The 17515-nt window shown below is 69.7% G+C and carries 17 protein-coding genes and 1 tRNA gene; 8 read left to right on the forward strand and 10 right to left on the reverse strand.

All coding sequences use genetic code 11. The features are described 5' to 3' along the window. Window position 1: 1 nt before the first annotated feature. Window positions 2–2173, reverse strand: a complete 2172-nt coding sequence (helR, locus tag EIZ44_RS39640) for an RNA polymerase recycling motor ATPase HelR (RefSeq protein ID WP_134734088.1) — start codon at window positions 2171–2173, stop codon at window positions 2–4. Between the two features lie 1569 nt (window positions 2174–3742). Beyond that, window positions 3743–4855, reverse strand: coding sequence for an aldo/keto reductase (locus EIZ44_RS39645; RefSeq protein WP_134734089.1), 1113 nt, complete (start codon window positions 4853–4855; stop codon window positions 3743–3745). Window positions 4856–5598: 743 nt separating this feature from the next. Between EIZ44_RS39645 and EIZ44_RS39650 the strand changes: the two genes are divergently transcribed. Further along, on the forward strand, window positions 5599–7821 hold the full coding sequence (locus EIZ44_RS39650; RefSeq protein WP_205673455.1) for an ATP-binding cassette domain-containing protein: 2223 nt from the start codon (window positions 5599–5601) through the stop codon (window positions 7819–7821). Between the two features lie 73 nt (window positions 7822–7894). Here the strand turns inward: EIZ44_RS39650 and soxR are convergent, their stop codons facing one another. Further along, window positions 7895–8356, reverse strand: coding sequence for a redox-sensitive transcriptional activator SoxR (gene soxR / locus EIZ44_RS39655; protein ID WP_037818450.1), 462 nt, complete (start codon window positions 8354–8356; stop codon window positions 7895–7897). Window positions 8357–8815: 459 nt separating this feature from the next. On the opposite strand from soxR, the gene EIZ44_RS39660 reads away from it, so the two are divergent. Next, on the forward strand, window positions 8816–9607 hold the full coding sequence (locus EIZ44_RS39660; RefSeq protein ID WP_037818540.1) for a GNAT family N-acetyltransferase: 792 nt from the start codon (window positions 8816–8818) through the stop codon (window positions 9605–9607). Beyond that, window positions 9597–9818, forward strand: coding sequence for a translation initiation factor IF-1 (gene infA / locus EIZ44_RS39665; RefSeq protein ID WP_037818449.1), 222 nt, complete (start codon window positions 9597–9599; stop codon window positions 9816–9818). The genes EIZ44_RS39660 and infA overlap by 11 nt, the downstream gene beginning before the upstream one ends. Window positions 9819–9860: 42 nt before the next feature. Here infA and EIZ44_RS39670 read toward each other — a convergent pair whose 3' ends face one another. After that, the gene (locus EIZ44_RS39670; RefSeq protein ID WP_134734090.1) at window positions 9861–10310 is read right to left on the reverse strand and encodes an SRPBCC family protein; all 450 of its coding nucleotides are present in this window, start codon (window positions 10308–10310) and stop codon (window positions 9861–9863) included. A gap of 44 nt (window positions 10311–10354) precedes the next feature. Here EIZ44_RS39670 and EIZ44_RS39675 point away from each other — a divergent pair, with 44 nt between their 5' ends. Then, window positions 10355–10945, forward strand: coding sequence for a TetR/AcrR family transcriptional regulator (locus EIZ44_RS39675; protein ID WP_134734091.1), 591 nt, complete (start codon window positions 10355–10357; stop codon window positions 10943–10945). 14 nt (window positions 10946–10959) lie between these two features. On the opposite strand, the gene EIZ44_RS39680 is transcribed toward EIZ44_RS39675, so the two are convergent. Further along, on the reverse strand, window positions 10960–11223 hold the full coding sequence (locus tag EIZ44_RS39680) for a hypothetical protein (RefSeq protein WP_134734092.1): 264 nt from the start codon (window positions 11221–11223) through the stop codon (window positions 10960–10962). Window positions 11224–11379: 156 nt separating this feature from the next. On the opposite strand from EIZ44_RS39680, the gene EIZ44_RS39685 reads away from it, so the two are divergent. Then, window positions 11380–11453, forward strand: a tRNA-Ile gene (locus EIZ44_RS39685). 78 nt (window positions 11454–11531) lie between these two features. Continuing rightward, entirely contained in the window at window positions 11532–11864 is a 333-nt protein-coding gene (locus tag EIZ44_RS39690; RefSeq protein WP_134734093.1) for a hypothetical protein, read from the forward strand. Window positions 11865–11986: 122 nt separating this feature from the next. Here EIZ44_RS39690 and EIZ44_RS46050 read toward each other — a convergent pair whose 3' ends face one another. Then, window positions 11987–13240, reverse strand: a complete 1254-nt coding sequence (locus EIZ44_RS46050; RefSeq protein WP_134734094.1) for a helix-turn-helix transcriptional regulator — start codon at window positions 13238–13240, stop codon at window positions 11987–11989. A 148-nt stretch (window positions 13241–13388) separates the two neighbouring features. On the opposite strand from EIZ44_RS46050, the gene EIZ44_RS39700 reads away from it, so the two are divergent. Together EIZ44_RS39700 and EIZ44_RS39705 are read left to right on the forward strand one after the other, a co-directional pair. Next, window positions 13389–14474, forward strand: coding sequence for an S-(hydroxymethyl)mycothiol dehydrogenase (locus EIZ44_RS39700; RefSeq protein WP_037818441.1), 1086 nt, complete (start codon window positions 13389–13391; stop codon window positions 14472–14474). Continuing rightward, a complete protein-coding gene (locus EIZ44_RS39705) occupies window positions 14471–15100 on the forward strand; it encodes an MBL fold metallo-hydrolase (protein WP_134734095.1) in 630 nt (209 codons plus the stop codon). Before EIZ44_RS39700 ends, EIZ44_RS39705 begins: the two co-directional genes overlap by 4 nt. Before the next feature lie 46 nt (window positions 15101–15146). Here the strand turns inward: EIZ44_RS39705 and EIZ44_RS39710 are convergent, their stop codons facing one another. The 4 genes from EIZ44_RS39710 to EIZ44_RS39725 form a co-directional block, all read right to left on the reverse strand. After that, window positions 15147–16349 carry an NAD(P)/FAD-dependent oxidoreductase gene (locus EIZ44_RS39710; RefSeq protein ID WP_037818439.1) on the reverse strand — a complete coding sequence of 401 codons (1203 nt, stop codon included), beginning with the start codon at window positions 16347–16349 and terminating at the stop codon, window positions 15147–15149. A gap of 61 nt (window positions 16350–16410) precedes the next feature. Next, window positions 16411–17025, reverse strand: coding sequence for a GPR1/FUN34/YaaH family transporter (locus EIZ44_RS39715; protein ID WP_134667817.1), 615 nt, complete (start codon window positions 17023–17025; stop codon window positions 16411–16413). Window positions 17026–17065: 40 nt separating this feature from the next. Then, the gene (locus EIZ44_RS39720) at window positions 17066–17335 is read right to left on the reverse strand and encodes a hypothetical protein (protein ID WP_037818437.1); all 270 of its coding nucleotides are present in this window, start codon (window positions 17333–17335) and stop codon (window positions 17066–17068) included. A 35-nt stretch (window positions 17336–17370) separates the two neighbouring features. Further along, on the reverse strand, window positions 17371–17508 hold the full coding sequence (locus EIZ44_RS39725) for an orotidine 5'-phosphate decarboxylase / HUMPS family protein (RefSeq protein WP_338081107.1): 138 nt from the start codon (window positions 17506–17508) through the stop codon (window positions 17371–17373). Window positions 17509–17515 lie beyond the last annotated feature (7 nt).

Consider the following 17515-nt stretch of genomic DNA (forward strand, 5'->3'; position numbering starts at 1 on the left):
GTTAGACGAGTTCCTCCAGTCCGTTCAGCACCGGCGGCAACGCGCCGCGGTGCAGCACGCCGAGCCGCTGGGTCGCCCGGGTCAGCGCGACGTACAGCTCAGCCGCGCCGCGTGGTCCGTCCTCGAGAATCCGGTCCGGGTCCACGAGCAGCACAGCGTCGTACTCCAGCCCCTTCGTCTCCGACGCCGCCACCGCGCCCGGCACGTCCGGCGGCCCGATCACGACGCTCGTCCCTTCCCGGCCCGCCTCGGCACGGACGAATTCCTCGACCGCGGCGGGCAACTCGTCGTCGGAGACCTTCCGCGACCACGGCCGGACCCCGCACGCGCGCACCGATTCCGGCGGCTCGGCCCCCGGCGCGAACTCGGCCAGCACCGCCGCCGCGACGGCCATGATTTCCGCCGGGGTGCGGTAGTTGACGGTGAGCGAACGGTAGGCCCAGCGGCCCGGGACGTACGGATCCAGCATCGTGCCCCAGTCGAGCGCACCCGCCGCCGACCGCCGCTGCGCCAGGTCGCCGACCACGGTGAACGACCGGCTCGGGCACCGCCGCATCAGCGCCCGCCAGTCCATTTCGGACAGTTCCTGCGCCTCGTCGACCACGACGTGCCGGTAGGTCCAGTCCCGGTCCGCCGCGGCGCGTTCGGCGAGGTCGCGGGTGTCGTGCTCGACGAACCGCTCGGCCAGGTCGGTGTCGTAGAGCAGGTGCTCCGCGGACAGGCCGATGTCCTCGTCCATCTCCTCGCGGTCGAGCCGCATGATGTCCAGCACGCCGGCCGCGTACTCGGCCTCCGCCTCGCGCTCGGCGGCGTTCTCCTGCTGTTTCGCGCGGTCCGGAGCCTTGCCGAGGAGGTCGATCAGCTCGTCCAGGAGCGGGACGTCCGACACCGTCCAGGGCTCGCCCTGCTCGCGCAGCAATGCCGGGTCGGCACCGGCCGCCTTGAGCCGGGCGGGGGAGGAGTAGAGCGTGGTCAGCAGGCTTTCCGGGGTCAGAATCGGCCAGAGGTGGTCGATCGCCTTGACGAATGCGGGGTCGGCGAGGAGTTCGTTGACGAGCGTGGAACGGAGGTCCTCCCATTCCTCCTTGTCGTCGCGGGTGAGCCAACCGCGCCCGATGCGGGACATGGCGCGTTCGGTGAGCACGTACGTGACGATCTCGACGAACACCGCCCGCGCCTCGTTGTGCGGCCGCCCGCTCTGCCGCGCCTCGTCGCGAGCCCACTCGGCGGTCGCCGCGTCGATCCGGACGGTGGTGTCGCGGAGCTCGATCAGCACGGGTTCGGCGGGCAGCTCCTGCCGGTCCGCGACCGCCGCGCGGAGGACGTCGAGCATCCGCAGAGACCCCTTGAACCGCGCGACTTCCGGCTCGTCCTCGGCGCGCGCGTGCAGCCCAGGGAGGAGACTGCCCGGGGTGGTGAACACCACGTCGGACTCGCCGAGCGACGGCAGCACGCGCCCGATGTGGTTCAGGAACGACGGATTCGGCCCGAGGACGAGGACGCCGTGGCGCTCCATCCGCTCGCGCTGCGTGTACAGGAGATACGCGACGCGGTGGAGCGCCACGACGGTTTTCCCGGTTCCGGGCCCTCCCTCGATGACCAGGACGCCGGGATGGTCGAGCCGGATGATGCGGTCCTGCTCGGCCTGGATCGTCGCGACGATGTCCCGCATCCCCTCCCCGCGGGGCGCGTTGACCGCCGCGAGCAGGGCGTCGTTCTCCTCGCCGCTGCCGGGCCGGCCGAAGACCTCGTCGGTGAACGAGGTGACCTGCCGCCCGCGCGTGTGGAATTGCCGCCGTCGCCGCATGCCCTCGGGCGTCGCGGCGGTAGCGGTGTAAAACGCGCTCGACGCCGGCGCGCGCCAGTCGAGAAGAACGGGTTTGTACTCGTCGTCCTCGTCGAAAAGCCCAATCCGGCCGATGTAAGAATGGTCGCCTTCGACGGTGTCGAGCCGCCCGAAACACAACCCGGAGTCGGCAACCGAAAGCCGCCGCGTTTCGCGAGTGAGCGCGCGCACTTCGACGTCCCGCTCGCCCGGCGCCTCGTCGTTTCGTTTGAGGGCAGCGATGTAGCGCTCCTTGGCCCTCCTGCGCTCCCCGTCGAGCCGCCGATAGAGCCCGGCGACGTAGTCCTGTTCGGACCGCAGTTCTTCTTCGTACCCCTGAGTTGACAAGTGCCCCTCGCTGCTGTTATTCTGAAACCAGATTCGGCGTGAACTTCTGATTGCTTGGTGAAGACGCGTCGATTTTTTATTGTCCACCTTCTGTCAAGTGGGCAGGCGGACTGGTGTTGTGCCGCGGTTTTCTCGCGTGGTGAGTTGAGCGGTCCGGGCTGGGTGGAGCGGGTCGGATCGGTGGGTCTGTGCTGGCGGGCTTGTGCTGGCGGGCTTGTGCTGGCGGGCTTGTGCTGGCGGGCTTGTGCTGGCGGGCTTGTGCTGGCGGGCTTGTGCTGGCGGGCTTGTGCTGGCGGGCTTGTGCTGGCGGGCTTGTGCTGGCGGGTGAGCGGCCTCGTGGCGGTAGGCCTGTGCTGGCGGAGCCGCGCTGCCCGATCCGAGTTCGGCGGCCAGGTTCGCCGGATGGGCCGGGCGCACCAGCCAGAGCCGGGGCCTCGGTCCGCAGCCCGGGGATTAGACCCGGCTCGAAGCCCGATCCGCGCGAACGACCCGCGCCTTTGCCTGACGCGGCCATTCGGTTCCGGCGTGGCGACCTTGCCCAGGCAGCGGTTTCACCTGCGGTGACGGTCTCGCTCGGCGCGACGACCCGCGCCTTTGCCTGAGGCCGCAAGTCGGCCCGGCGTGGCGACCTTGCCCAGGGGCCGGTTTCCACCTGCGGTGACGGCTTTGCTCGGCGCGACGACGCGCGTTCGCTTGACGCGGCACGTCGACCCGGCGTGGCGACCTTGCCCAGGGGCCGGTTTCCACCTGCGGTGACGGCTTTGCTCGGCGCGACGACGCGCGTTCGCTTGACGCGGCACGTCGACCCGGCGTGGCGACCTTGCCCAGGGGCCGGTTTCCACCTGCGGTGACGGCTTCGCTCAGCGCGAAGACGTGCGTTCTCCTGCCGCGGCCATTCGGCCCGGCGCGACGACNCGCTCAGCGCGAAGACGTGCGTTCTCCTGCCGCGGCCATTCGGCCCGGCGCGACGACCTCGCCCAGGCGGCGATTCCACCTGTGGGTGACGGTCTCGCTCGGCGCGACGACGCTGCCCGAGGCGTGCGCTCCAGCCGCACGTGTGGCCAGTTGGCATCCCTGAGCGCCCTCGCACGCGGCGGTCACAGGGCGGCAGGTTGAGCGTCGAAGGCTGAGCCGAATCCCCGAGCTGTGCCGTAGAGGGCACCCAGGCGCGAGCGCGCACCCAATTCCGCGCGCCTTCGTGCCCCAGGCGTTGCAGCGGCGGCAAAGCAAGGGCCCCGTTCCCGGCACCGGCCCGATTCGGCGACGGCGAACGGTTCGGCCGAGCACAATCAGCCAGCCGAAACCGACCGGACGGCGGCGGTCGCGCCGAGTCGCGCGCATGCGCTCTCGGCAGCCGCGTCGGACGGATTCCCGGCGGCAGGACATTCCCGCACGTCTCTAAGCCCGATCGTGCCCACACCGATCCCACACTCGCTCCCGACAGCCGGATTCTCATGGTCGAGCAGCGATTCTGCGGCATCCCCCGGGGCTTGCGGCAAGCCCCGGGGTGCGCTATATCTTGAAAAGGGCGGAGGAAAACATTTCTTGCAGCGCGGAATCCCGCGCGGTTCACGCCTGCTTCGGCGAAGCCCAGTTCCGCACCACCGGCCGATACCCCTCCGGTTTGTCGCCCACCTTCGCACCGGGGTTGATCAGCCACGACTGGTAGTCCGGCGTGAACATCCGGTACGGCCCGGCAGGCGGCACCTCGCTCGCGCGGTCCAGGGCGTCGCGCAGGTCGGCGGGCAGGGTGAAGTCGAGCGCGTGCATCGTCGCGTCCAGTTGCTCCGCACTGCTCGCCCCGACGATCGCCGACGCGATGCCGGGCTGCGTCGCCACCCAGTTGATCGCGACCTGAGCCATCGCCACGTTCAGCTCGTCCGCGACCGTCTCGAGCGTCTTCAGCAGTTCCCACTGCTGCGCGGTCCAGGTCCCGGCCGCCACGGCGCCCTCGCCGGTCAAGCGGCCCTCGCCGCTCAGGCCGTTCGACGAGCTGCGGTACTTGCCGCTCAGGAACCCGCTGCCGAGCGGGCTCCACGCGGTGATCCCCAGGCCCAGCTCCAGACCCGCCGGGACGTGCTCCGTTTCGATCGTCCGCTCGACCAGCGAATACGGCAGCTGCAGACTGATCATCGGCGGCAGCGAATGCGCGTCGGCGAGAGTCTGCGCGCGGCTCGCGTACCAGGCAGGCACGTCCGACAGCCCGGCGTACCGGATCTTCCCCGCCCGCACCAGGTCGTCGAACGTGCGCAGCACCTCCTCGACCGGCGTGATCCGATCCCACGTGTGCAGCAGGAACAGGTCGAGATAGTCGGTGCCGAGCCGGCGCAGCGACGCCTCCACCGACCGGATCATGTGCTTGCGCCCGTTCCCGCCCGCGTTGGGATCGCCCGGGTCGACGCTGTTGGTGAACTTCGACGTCAGCACGAGCCGATCCCGGTTCCCCGTCTCGGCGATGAACTTGCCGAGCAGCCGCTCGCTCTCGCCCGCGGTGTAGAAGTCCGCGGTGTCGACGAAGTTGCCGCCCTCCTCGACGTACTTGCGGAAGATCGGCCGCGCCTCCTCCTCGGACTTCCCGTAAGCGGCGTGAAACCCGTCGACGCCGAAGTTCATCGTGCCGAGCGCGAGCCTGCTGACCCGCAATCCGGACCGGCCGAGCAGGTAATACTGGTCAAGAGACATCGGGGTCCTCGCTCCGTTCCCGAAACACGCGCGGGCCGTGCCCGCCTGGCTTGGCCAGGGTGCCTTCGGAAAAATGGACCAGCAAGTCCAAACTTCAGGACGGCCGACGCAGGGGAAGCGCGGTGCGACCCGCAGGCGTCAGCCGATGCCGGTTGGGGGAGTGATCGCGGTCGAGGAGTTGCGCGGACCACTCGACCTGGAGCCACGACCGGCGACGGCGCTCTGTCCCGAGCTGATCGCGAGGAACATCAAAGCCACCGCACCGGCGAAGGAACCACCGGCGACCGCGAACTCCAGACCGAATGTTCCGGCCCGAATAATCCAGCCCCGAGGCCTCGCTTCTCTTGCCCGCCAGGTATTTCCTCGTACGAGCACTGCGCATCCATGCGGATGGCGAATGCCCGACACGTCTCGATAAGCACTTCCCCAACGAGCATCGCCTGCCCCGCGCGCGGAACAATGTTTGGCGATGTCCAGGCTCGCACCGCATGGCCGAGTGCTTCCCTGAACGAACCCCGCCCACGAAAGCCCGCCCTGCGGAAGCCCAGCTCGCTTCGCCCGGTCGAGCGCGCTCCGAACGAACATCACCTAACCTGCCTCGCGCGAACCTGTCTGTCGACGTCCGGCTCCACATGGCCGAGCGCTTCCCCGAACAAAGCACCCCGCCTCCACCTGCCCCGCCGCACCCCTTCCCAGGACGTAGGCTGCGAGACATGCCGTCGAACATGATCAGTCTCCGCGGTGTGCGCACTCACAACCTGGACGACGTGGACGTGGACATCCCCAAGCACCAGCTGGTCGCGGTCACCGGCGTTTCCGGGTCCGGCAAGTCGTCGCTCGCGTTCGCGACGCTGGCCGCCGAGTCGCGGCGGCAGTTGTACTCGACGATGCCCGCGTTCGTCCGCACGAAACTGCCGCACGATCCGGCTCCCGAGGCCAGTTCGCTGAGCGGCCTGACGACCGTCGTCGTGGTGGATCAGCGGCCGCTCGGGACGAATTCGCGATCCACGGTCGGCACCGCCACCGAGGTGTGGACGATGCTGCGGATGTTGTTCTCCCGCTTGGGCGAACCGTCCGCCGGGTATTCGCCCGCCTACTCGTTCAACGATCCGTCCGGCATGTGCCCGGCTTGCGCGGGGCTCGGCACGGTCACCGACATCGACGGCGAGCGGATGATCGACCGCGGCCGGTCGCTTAACGACGGGGCGATGGTCTTCCCCAGTTTCGCGGTCGGCAGCTGGATCTGGAAGCGCTATGTCTACTCGGGATTCTTCGACAACGATCTGCCGTTGCGGGAATGGCCTGAGGAACTGGTGCAGTTCCTCCTGCACGGTCCGACGCAGAAGCCGCCCAATCCGTTGCCCCGTTTCCCGGCCAGCGCGAAGTACCAGTCGATGGTGCCGCGGATCCGCCGGCTCCTCGTGGAACGCGAGGCCAAGATGGGTCCGGCGGTGCGGGCGGCGCTCGCCGACGTGACCCGGCAGCGGCCGTGTCCGGAGTGCGACGGCAGCAGGCTCGCTCCGGCCGCGCGGGAGAGCCGGATCAACGGGGTGTCCATTGTGGACCTCGGCTACCGCGACGCGGCGGGGCTGCTGGAATTCTGCGCCGGACTGGACCACGAGTGGGCGCGTCCGCTGGTGGCGGCGCTGCGGCTGCGGCTGGAATCGATGATCACGCTCGGCCTTGGGCATCTGCACTGCTACCGCGCGACGCCGACGCTCTCCGGCGGCGAATCGCAGCGGCTGAAGCTGGTGCGGCACTTGGGATCGAGCCTCACCGACCTCACCTACGTCCTGGACGAACCGACGGACGGGCTGCATCCGGCCGACGTCGCGTCCCTCGTTGACGTACTGCGGCGGCTGCGTGATCACGGCAACACGGTGCTGGTGGTGGACCACCACGAAGCGGTGATGGTCGCCGCGGACCATGTGATCGACCTCGGCCCGGGAGCCGGGGAAGCGGGCGGACGCGTGGTGTTCCACGGTCCGCCGGCGAAGCTGCGGAAGGCGGACACGACGACCGCGCGCGCGTTGCGCACCGGCGTCCGGATCAAGGACACGCTGCGGGAACCCGTCGGCTGGCTGCCGTTGCGCGGGTTGAACCGGCACACCCTGCGCGACATCGACGTCGACGTCCCGACAGGCGTGCTCACGGTGATCACCGGGGTGGCGGGGTCCGGGAAGTCGACGCTGGCGGGCGAACTCGCCGAGCGGCATCCGCGGTTCACGGTCGTCGACCAGAGCCAGATCGTCGCGACGAGCCGGTCGACGGTCGGCACCTGGCTCGGGCTCGCCGATCCGGTGCAGCGCGCGTTCGCCGAGGTGAGCGGCGAGTCGCCGAAGCTGTTCAACCCGCGGTCGCAGGGCGGGTGCCCGGCTTGCCGCGGCACCGGCGTGCGGCGGACCGATCTGGCGTTCCTGGAGGACGTCGACACGCCGTGCGAGGAGTGCAATGCGACCGGATTCCGCGCGGAGGCACTGGAAACGCGGCTCGACGGACGGACGGTGCTCGAAGTGCTGGGCACGCCGGTGTCGGCGCTGGCGCGATACGTGCCGCATCCGGACGTGGTCCGGCTGGCCGCGCTGCTCGGCGAACTGGGCCTCGGGCACCTCGCGAGCGGCCGCACGCTCGACACGCTCTCCGGCGGTGAGCGGCAACGGCTGAAGCTCGCCCGCCAGCTCGACTCGACCAGTGACGATCTGCTCGTCGACGAACCCACCGCGGGCCTGCACCCCAGCGACACCACGCGGATGGTGGCGCTGCTGGACCGGCTCGTCGACGAGGGCCGGACGCTCGTCGTGGTCGAGCATTCGCTGCACGTCGTCGCGGCGGCGGACTGGGTGCTCGACCTGGGTCCCGGCGCGGGTGAGAACGGCGGCCAGGTGCTCTACACCGGCACGCCGAAGGGACTCGCTGAACACGACGGCGCGACCGGCCGCTACTTCCGGGCCGCCCTCAGCGGTTAAGCCGACCCGCGCTGTCCTCCGGTTCCGTCCGTGAGGGCCACCCCGAGGGAATCAGATTCCGTGCGGGTGGCCCTCACGACCCGAAGCCAGGGAACCGGCGCGCCCCGGTCCCGCCCTGCCCGAGAACGTCGTCCGGATTCGAGTACGGACAGGATTTCAGCGACAGGCACCCGCAGCCGATGCAGTCGGAGAACCGGTCGCGCAGCGCGGTCAGCTCCTCGATCCGCTCGGTGAGGCGGTCGTGCCAGCGGCGGGAGATGCGCGCCCAGTCGCGTTTGGTGGGGATGCGCCGGTCCGGCAGTTCGGCGAGCGCGTCCTTGATCTCCTCCAGCGACACGCCGACGCGCTGCGCGGTCCGGATGAAGGCGATCATGCGCAGCGTGTCCCGCCGGTACTCGCGCCGGTTGCCGCTCGTGCGCCTGCTCGCGATGAGTCCGCGGCTCTCGTAGTAGTGCAGCGTCGGGACGCTCACACCGGCGCGTTCGGCGATCTGTCCCGGCTTCAGCCAGACGACCTCGCGCGTGATCTGGGGCATGGCAGCTCTTTCCGTGCTTGACCTCAAGTCCGCTTGATGAAGTCCACTGTAAGCACCGCCGGGCGGAAGGCGGCGATTGCGCGGGAAGGGAATTTTGTGCCGATTGCGACCCTGAGCATGGGGCCGACGTGCTGTGTCCGTGGTGCTGGACGGGAAATCGCAGCCTCGCGCAAACGATTGCGGGGTCCGCTGTCCCGCGGCTGCGGGAGCTGCTCGATCTGTGCGCCGCCGGACACGGTCGCGGCAAGGGGGTGCTGCGGATCGGCTGAGGAGAATTTAATTCGGTGGACGAGGCCCGCAGCGCGCGGTTATCGTTCGCCCGACCGTGACTCGACGCCAGGAGGTGAGCCCCATGAACGCTGTTTCGATGTGGGTGCTCCCCGTGTCGTCACGGTCGGGCGACTGACGTAGGGGTTGCCAGGAGCGCCTTGAGCAAAGGCACTCCGAAAGGTGACCATCATGGACACTGTGCGTTTCACCGCGGGCGAACCCGCGGTGAGCATCACCCGGGTCGAACCGGGACTCTGGCAGGCGTTGGACGACGGCAGGCTGGCCGGTCGCGCCGAAGCCACCACCCGGCCCGACGGACGGGTCTTCCTCAGCGTCGACGCCTGGCATCGCTCAGTCTTCGACCAGCTGGCCCGCGAGATGCTGGCCGCGCTGCCGGACCCGCTCCATACCGTGGTCGACGAAACCGACCGCGAACTGCTGGAGGGCTGGCAACGGGCCGGGCTGACAGTCCGGCGGCGCGAGTGGGAGTACGTCGTGCCCACGGATCCGCACGTCACCGGGCCGGTCGTGCTGCCGCCGGGCGTCACGGTCGTGCCCGCAGGATCCGCCGACGAGGGTCCGCTGCGCGAGCTCGACCGCGTCGTCCGCGCCGAGGTCGAGGCGAGCGTGGGCTGGTCGGAGATGCCGGCCGAGGTGCTGCCTCGACTGGCTGACGACACGATTGTGGATCCGTCGAAGTACGCCGTCGCTGTCGAGGACGGCGAGTACGTGGGTCTGCTCCGGGTGGTTCAGGTGACGCGCCTGCCCCGGATCGGGCTCATCGCCGTCCGCGCGGATCGGCAACGTCGCGGCATCGCACGCGGGTTGCTGCTGAACACGCTCGGCATCCTGCACCGAGCAGGAATCCCGACGGCCTCCGCCGAAGTGAATGAGGCCAACGAAGCGGCGACGGCGCTGTTCGAGGGCATCGGCGCGCGGCGGGCGAACAGCACGGTGGAGTTGATGCGCAATGGCCGGTAAGGGCGGGATCGAAGTCGAGGGAACCGTGGTCGAGTGCCTGCGCGACGCCCGGTTCACCGTCGAGCTGGCGAACGGGCACCACGTGCTGGCCCACATCAGCGGCAAGATCAGGAAGAACTTCATCAAGATCGTCCCGTTCGACCGGGTTTTGGTGGAGCTGAGCCCGTACGACCTCGACCGGGGCCGGATCCTGTTCCGGTACCGGAACTAGTCCGGTCCGCCCTTGCGGTTCCCGCCGGGACCGCAAGGGCGGTCAGCCCGTTTTCGCGGCGGCGAGCCGGGTCAGCGCGTCGCATTTCCGGCCGAAGTTCGCCACGATGTCGGCGCCGATGATCCGCACCATGACCGCGCGCAGCGGCGTGTCCAGGACGATGCGCTGGGTCAGCTCGGCCCCGCCGGGGACGGCCGCGACGCTCAGCCGGAGGTCCATCGTCCCGAGCGGAACCGGCTGGCGGAGCGTGTACTCGTGGCCGGGCCGCCAGCTCGTGAAGGTGAAGTCCTTCGCGATTTTCGCGTGCACGCCGCCGCGGAATCCGCCGCTGGGGTAAAGGAATCCGGTCGATCCCGTCGCGACCGGCCCGTGCAGGACGACGCGCGCGACGTCCGGGTCCCAGCGCGGCCAGTTCTCGACGTCGGCGAGGACGTCCCACAGCGCGGCCGGGTCGACGGCGAGGGTGCGGGTGGAGGTTTTGTCCCAGGTCATGCCCCGAACATATACGGAACTGGAAGTCTCGTAAACTGTGCTCCATGACGCACAACCGGCGCGGACGGCCGCGGGAGCAGGGGATCGACGCGGCGGTGCAAACCGCGGTCAACGAACTGCTGGAGGAAGTCGGCTACCAACGATGCACGGTCGACGCGATCGCCGCGCGCGCCGGCGTCGGCAAGGCGGCGCTCTACCGGCGCTGGAAGTCCAAGGCGGAACTCGTCTTCGCCGCGGTCGTGCACGACGACGCCCTCGCGGCACCACCCGACACCGGCACCTTGCGTGGCGATGTAGCAGGCGTTCTCGCCGACATTCAGTCCGCTTTGGACGGACCGCAAGTACGCAACGCCTTGCCAGGCCTGCTCGCCGACCTCCGCACCGAAGACGCACCCACCGCCCGGCTGGGCGAGTTGTTTTTGGTGCGAGAACGGGCTTACCTGACCGAAGTGCTCGCCCGCGCGATCGCCCGCGGCGAACTGGCTCGGCGCCCTGAGATGTCAGTCGTGCACGCGATGCTGCTCGGTTCGGTTTTCGCCTGGCTGCACCTTCTGCGCGAAACAGTCCCGCCCGGCGGCCTAGCCGATGCCCTCGCGCCCGGCCTGTACGCCGCCATTGTCGAACTGGGCAGGTAATTTCCCCTCGCGGCCTATCGCCGCCGCGGCCGAGGTGACGGCTTACGCCGGGACAACTCGTCCGCGATTATCGCTTCCAGGCGCGTGTTCGCACTGCGAAGCACGCGGTATCCCCGAAATGCCACCACGATTACCGCAATCCCGACGACCGCGGCGACCGACACCACCGGCCCGTGCGAGACCAGCGCGTCGCGATAGTCGCGGGCGAGATAACCCAGCCCGAGCCCGGCAGCGAGCGCGTCGAGCAGCGCGAGCGGAACCCGTCCCAGGTTGCGCATGGCGGTTCTCCTCTCGGGACCCGACCCCCAGCAATCTAGGCGACCCCGAGGCCCCCGCGAGCGGTCTCGACCCGATCGGCCTACGCCCCCGGCCCGCGCGGGGCCTGTGCTAAGTTGACGTGAACTGGGGGGATCGACCTGCGGAAGCGAACCCAGGGGCCGGTAGCTCAGTTGGTTAGAGCAGGGGACTCATAATCCCTTGGCCGTCGGTTCGAGCCCGACCCGGCCCACTCTGCCTCCCTTTATATAGGGTTTGACCTGCGGAAACAGGAACGAGCTCCAATGCACGACTGATTCCCTGACCGCTGTTGAGGCGCCCGTCGGGGTGCTCGGATGACATCCGGGAGCTCGTCCCGGACTGGGGAACGCATCTGAGGGCGAAGAACGGCGCCGACTCCGCGATTGACGCCTACCTCGACAGCGTGCCCATGCGGGTCAACTGCCTCGACGACGAAGACATCGCAATGGTGGCTCCCGAGATTGGGCGCCGGGAGCTGGACTGGTATTTCGGACATCTCCGCCAACCGCCGAATTGCCGCACCGGCGACGTGGGAGAGATCGTCTGGTTATCGCCGTTCCGCGAAATGGTGGTGCCGCACGTTCCGGACAATCCGCTGGCGGGTCGTGGGTTTCTGAACTGAATTCGCCGCCGGGTGCCGAAAAAAGAATAGATTTGCGGAGCCGCCTGCGAGCAGGGCTGTGGTGTGGCCGGGGCGCAGAACTTTCACGAGTGGCTGACGGTCTTGCGGCAACGAGGACGCGTTCACGCGATCCCGGCGTTCAGCGCCAGAACCGCGGCCTCCCCTCGCGAGCCGATCTCCAGTTTCTTCAAGACATTCGCCACGTGGAACTTCACAGTGCTCTCCGTGATGTCGAGCCGTTCGGCGATTGCCTTGTTCCGCAGTCCTTGTGCAAGGTGCCGCAGGACTTCCAGCTCGCGGCGGTTGAGTCGCGAGAGGCCGGTGGTTTCCGTGCTGTCCCGCGCGAGGGAGCGGGGGAGGACGATCGAGACCCGGCTTCCCCAGCCTGACACCGCGTCGACCTCGACGGCGCCGCCGAGTGCCTTCGCGCGTCCGTCGAGCTGGAGGTGCAGCGCATCGACGTCGAGGCGTCCGGACTCGTGGTCGCGGATGTCCAGCCGCAGCGAAGAGTCGTCGCAGGACCACGCGACGCGCAGCCGGGTCAACGTCGGCTGGGCGGTGAACGCCAGGACCGCTGTGCAGGTCATGGCTCGCGCGGCGGGTGCGAGTTCTCCGTACAGCGGACGCGTGTCGGGTCGCGGCTCCACGAACTCCAATTCGGCGTCGTGGTGGCGCAGAACCTGCCGTACTTCCCGGCGCAGCCGGGCGAAGGCGGTGTGCACTGGCTCTTCGGACAGCGCGAGATCGGTTTTGTGGGCCGACCGCAGGGCCACCAGTGCGGCAGAGGCGGCGTCGGTGGCGGCGGCTCGGGCGCCCTCGGCGTCCAGCTTGGCCGACCGCAGCGCGTTCAGGACCGTGACGAGCGTTCTTTCCTGTGTCGCAGCCATTTCGACGATCGTGCGCGCGCGTTCGCTCGACGCCGCACGGGACTCGGTGAGGTAATCCGGGCTCGCTTGCGTGACTTGCTGCCGGATGGACGTCGCGACGATCCCGAAAAGTTCGGCGAGCAGCACCGGGTGCGGCACCGGCTTCCGCGCCGTCCGGGGGATCAGCACCAGCAGGGTGCCGACGGGGTCGTGCACGGACCACACCGGCCGCGCCGTGCCGCCGAGCTGCGCGGTCGTCCTCGTCGCGGAGCCGGGCCGCACGGCTGCCTTCAGCGCCTCGAGCTCGGGGATCGTGATCTTGCCCGTCGTCTCCGGGTCGCCGGCGACTTTGCGGGGCCTGCCGGTGCACTCCCGGGTGAAGATCACGAGCGCGCGGTGCGGCCAGGTCTCGGCGAGGTAGCGGGAGAACCGCCCGGCGATGTCGTGCAGCGGGCCGTCGACGACGTCGCGCAGCCCCGGCAGGTCGGCGGCGGCGGAGTCGGCGGGCATCCGGCTCAGGGTAACCTCCCGGGCGCCTGGCCGGAAGACCAGGAATTCCTCGCCGGACGACGGGGTCGCGGCGGCTCGGCGCGGCACTACCGTCGGAGCGGTATGCGCTCTGGCGCATGGCTTGTCGCTCGGCACGAAGGAAGAAAGAATGCCACAGCAGGTACGCGGGGTGATCGCCCGTTCGCAGGGAAGTCCGGTGGAGCTGGCGGACATCGTGATCCCGGATCCGGGACCGGGCGAGGTCGTCGTCGCGGTGGCGGCCTGCGGGGTCTGCCATACCGACCTGACCTATCGCGAAGGCGGGATCAACGACGAGTTCCCGTTCCTCCTCGGGCACGAGGCGGCGGGCACGGTGGAAAGCGTCGGCGCCGGGGTCGACTCCGTGCGGCCGGGCGATTTCGTCGTCCTGAACTGGCGCGCGGTCTGCGGTCAGTGCCGGGCCTGCAAGCGCGGCCGCCCGCAGTATTGCTTCGACACGTTCAACGCGGCCCAGCGGATGACGCTCGCCGACGGCACCGAGCTGACCCCCGCGCTGGGCATCGGCGCGTTCGCCGACAAGACGCTCGTGCACGCCGGACAGTGCACCAAGGTCGACTCGTCGGCGGACCCGGCGGTGGCGGGTCTGCTGGGCTGCGGCGTGATGGCGGGCCTCGGCGCCGCGGTGAACACCGGCGCGGTCGGCCGCGGCGACTCGGTCGCGGTGATCGGCTGCGGGGGAGTCGGGGACGCGGCGATCGCGGGGGCCCGGCTCGCGGGAGCGACCACGATCATCGCGGTGGACCGGGACGAGCGGAAGCTCGAATGGGCCCGCGACCTCGGCGCCACGCACGTCGTCAACGCGTCGGAAACCGACACGGTCGCGGCGGTGCGGGAACTCACCGGCGGATTCGGCGCGGACGTCGTCATCGACGCGGTCGGCCGCCCGGAGACGTGGCGGCAAGCGTTCTACGCCCGCGACCTCGCCGGCACGGTCGTGCTGGTCGGCGTGCCCACGCCGGACCTGCGGCTGGAGATGCCGCTGATCGACTTCTTCTCCCGCGGCGGGGCGCTGAAGTCGTCCTGGTACGGCGACTGCCTGCCGGAGCGGGACTTCCCGATGCTGATCGATCTGCACCGGCAGGGCCGGCTCCCGCTCGAGAAGTTCGTCTCCGAACGCATCGGGCTCGCCGACGTCGAGAAGGCGTTCCACGCGATGCACGCCGGCGACGTGCTGCGCTCGGTGGTGGTCTGGTGAGCGGCCCGCGCATCGAGCGTGTCGTCACCTCGGGGGTTTTCGAGCTCGACGGCGGAAGCTGGGAGGTGGACAACAACATCTGGCTGATCGGCGACGACGAAGAGGTCGTGATCGTGGACGCCGCTCACGACGAGAAGGCGATCACCGACGCGGTCGACGGCCGGAACGTCGTCGCCGTGGTGTGCACGCACGGGCACAACGACCACATCACCGTCGCACCGGCGCTCGCCGCGAACCTCCACGCGCCGGTGCTGCTGCACCCCGGCGACCAGGAGCTGTGGGAGATGACGCACCCGGACGAGAAGTTCTGGCCGGTGCGGGACGGAGAACGGATCGCGGTCGCGGGCACAGAGTTGCGGGTCGTCCACACTCCGGGGCATTCGCCCGGCTCGGTGTGCCTGTACTTGCCTGAGGCAGGTGCGTTGTTCTCGGGCGACACCTTGTTCTCCGGCGGTCCGGGGGCCACCGGACGGTCCTTTTCGGACTTCCCGACGATCGTCTCGTCGATCCGGGACAGGCTGCTCGAACTTCCCGCCGCCACGAAGGTGCACACCGGACACGGCGACGCCACCACGATCGGCGACGAGGCGCCGCACTTGTCGGAATGGATCGCCCGCGGGCACTGAGGACAGCGGAAGGCCGGGCCGGTGAAGGCCCGGCCTTCCGCTGTCCTCAGGGGGCCGCGAGGCGGTCGAGCGGCGCCCCGGGGTCGGCGAGGCGGTCCGGGTCGATCGGGCGGCGGGAGCGGATGAGCGCTTTGACCGGCTCAGTGACTTCCCAGATGTTGACGTTCATCCCGGCGACGACCCGGTTGTCCTTGAGCCAGAAGGCGATGAACTCGAGGCCGGGCACGTCGCCGCGGAAGACGACGCGGTCGTAGCCGTCGATCGTGCCGAGGAACTCCATGCCCAGGTCGTATTGGTCGGTGTAGAAGTACGGCAGTTCGTCGTAGACGTCGTTCTTGCCGAGCATGCCCGCGGCGGCGACCGCGGGCTGGTTGAGCGCGTTCGCCCAGTGCTCGACGCGCACGTGGCGGCCCAGGTGCGGATGGTAGGCGTTGGCGACGTCCCCGGCGGCGAAAATGTCCGGGTCGCTGGTGCGCAGGCTCGCGTCCACCAGCACGCCGTTGCCGGCTCGCAGCCCGCAGGCGCGCGCGATGCCGGTGTTGGGCTGAGCGCCGATCCCGGCGACGACCGCGTCGGCCTCGAGGACGGTGCCGTCGGCGAGCTTGACGCGCTTGCCTCGCTCGACCCGGTCGACCTGGACGCCGAGGTGCAGATCGACACCGTGCCGCAGGTGCGATTCGGCGAAGACCGCGGCGACTTCGGGGCCGAGCGCGAGCAGCAGCGGCTGGGGGAGCGCTTCCACAACGGTCACGTCGAGCCCTGCGCGGCGGGCGGCGGCCGCGGTCTCCAGCCCGATCCAGCCGGCGCCGAGCACGACCAGGCTGCTCGCGGTCGTGAACAAACCCTTGAGCCAATCGGAATCTTCGAGGCGGCGCAGGTAGCGGACCCCGTTGGCGCCGGGGAGCGTGCGTGCGCTGGCACCGGTGGCCAGAAGCAGTTTCGCGTAGTCGAGGCCGGTGCCGTCGGAAAGCCGCACCTGGTGCGCCGCCCGGTCGATGCCGGTCGCGCGGACTCCGGGGCGCAGCTCGATGCGCTGTTCGGCGTACCAGGTCGCGTCGTGGACGTACAGGCTGTCGCGGGAGACGTTGCCCGCCAGATAGTCTTTCGACAGCGCCGGCCGTTCGTAGGGCAGGTGCTCCTCGTCTCCGACCAGGACTATCCGGCCGTCGAACCCCTTGTCCCGTAACGCTTCCGCCCCTTTTGCCCCAGCCAGTCCGGCTCCGATGACGACGAAGGTCGGCGAGGTCACAGATCAACTCCTTTGCGGTACACGCGAAAACGGGGCGGCCGGGCGGCCGCCCCGTCCCGGGTCAGCTCAGTACTGGCCGGCCCAGCGGCAGCGAGCGGCCGCCCGTCGCCGCGGACATCGCGCCGAGGAAGAGGTACACCCCGACCGCGGTGAACGCGAAGACGACATATCCGCCCACCGTGGTGAGACTCGCGGAGCCGTTCACGGTGCCGAACAGCACGAGTGCGAGCGCGAGGTCGATCAGCGCGAAGAGAAGGGTGAACGCGGCGGGCAGGCGCAGGCTGGCCAGTGTCAGCAGGACGATCATGACCAGCCAGGCGGTCAGGAACAGCCCCTGGGTGGACACCGCGGCGTCGGCGGGGATGCCGAACCAGTTGTGGGTCAGGCCGAGCACCAGCACCGCGTAGCTGAGCCAGAATCCGGCGAAGATGCCGAACACGGAGGCTACGGCGCTCTGGCCCTGTGCGGCGGCCCATACCGCGGCGACAAGCTGGCCGAGGCCGGTGGCGGGCAGGATGATCGCGATCGAGGCCCCGACGGCGCCGGCCGGGACGTAGCCGGTCAGCACCAGGCCGAGCGCGGTGGCGCCGACGATGAAGGTCGGCACGCCGATCAGAGCGGGATCGCCCTCGGGAATGGTGCGTGCGGGCGCTTCGGTGGCTTCGGCAGTCGTCATCGTGTACTCCTCGTTGAGTTGCGAATGATCCGCGGACGGGTTACCGGGTCGTGGGCCACAGGCGGGAAAGCTCCGGATGGTCGTCGTCGATCAGCCGGTTCGCCAGTGCGATCGCTTCTTTCGGGTCGATCTGGTCGAACGCGGGCTCGCCTTGGGCGAGCGCCTCGAAGACGGTCGCGAGTTCGACCGCCGCCTCCGGGGACAAGCTGGTGTCCCGCCGGCATTCCACGTAGCGCAGCCGCAGCACTCCGGCGGCCTGCAGCAGCAACGAGCCGTAAGTGCTGCCCGCGGCGGGGTTCTGGACTTCCACGCCGACTCCCTTCTGTTCCGATCGGGCGGGTGTGGTCAGGCGGTGAGGCGGCGGAGTTCGCGGGCCGCGGCGGCGGGATCGGGCGCGTTGTAGATCCCGCCCCCGACCACCGCCACCGCCGCGCCCGCCTCCTTCACCGACCCGATCGTCGCGGCCTTCACCCCGCCCGCGATCGAGAAC

Source organism: Amycolatopsis nivea (assembly GCF_004522235.1).
Classification (GTDB): domain Bacteria; phylum Actinomycetota; class Actinomycetes; order Mycobacteriales; family Pseudonocardiaceae; genus Amycolatopsis; species Amycolatopsis nivea.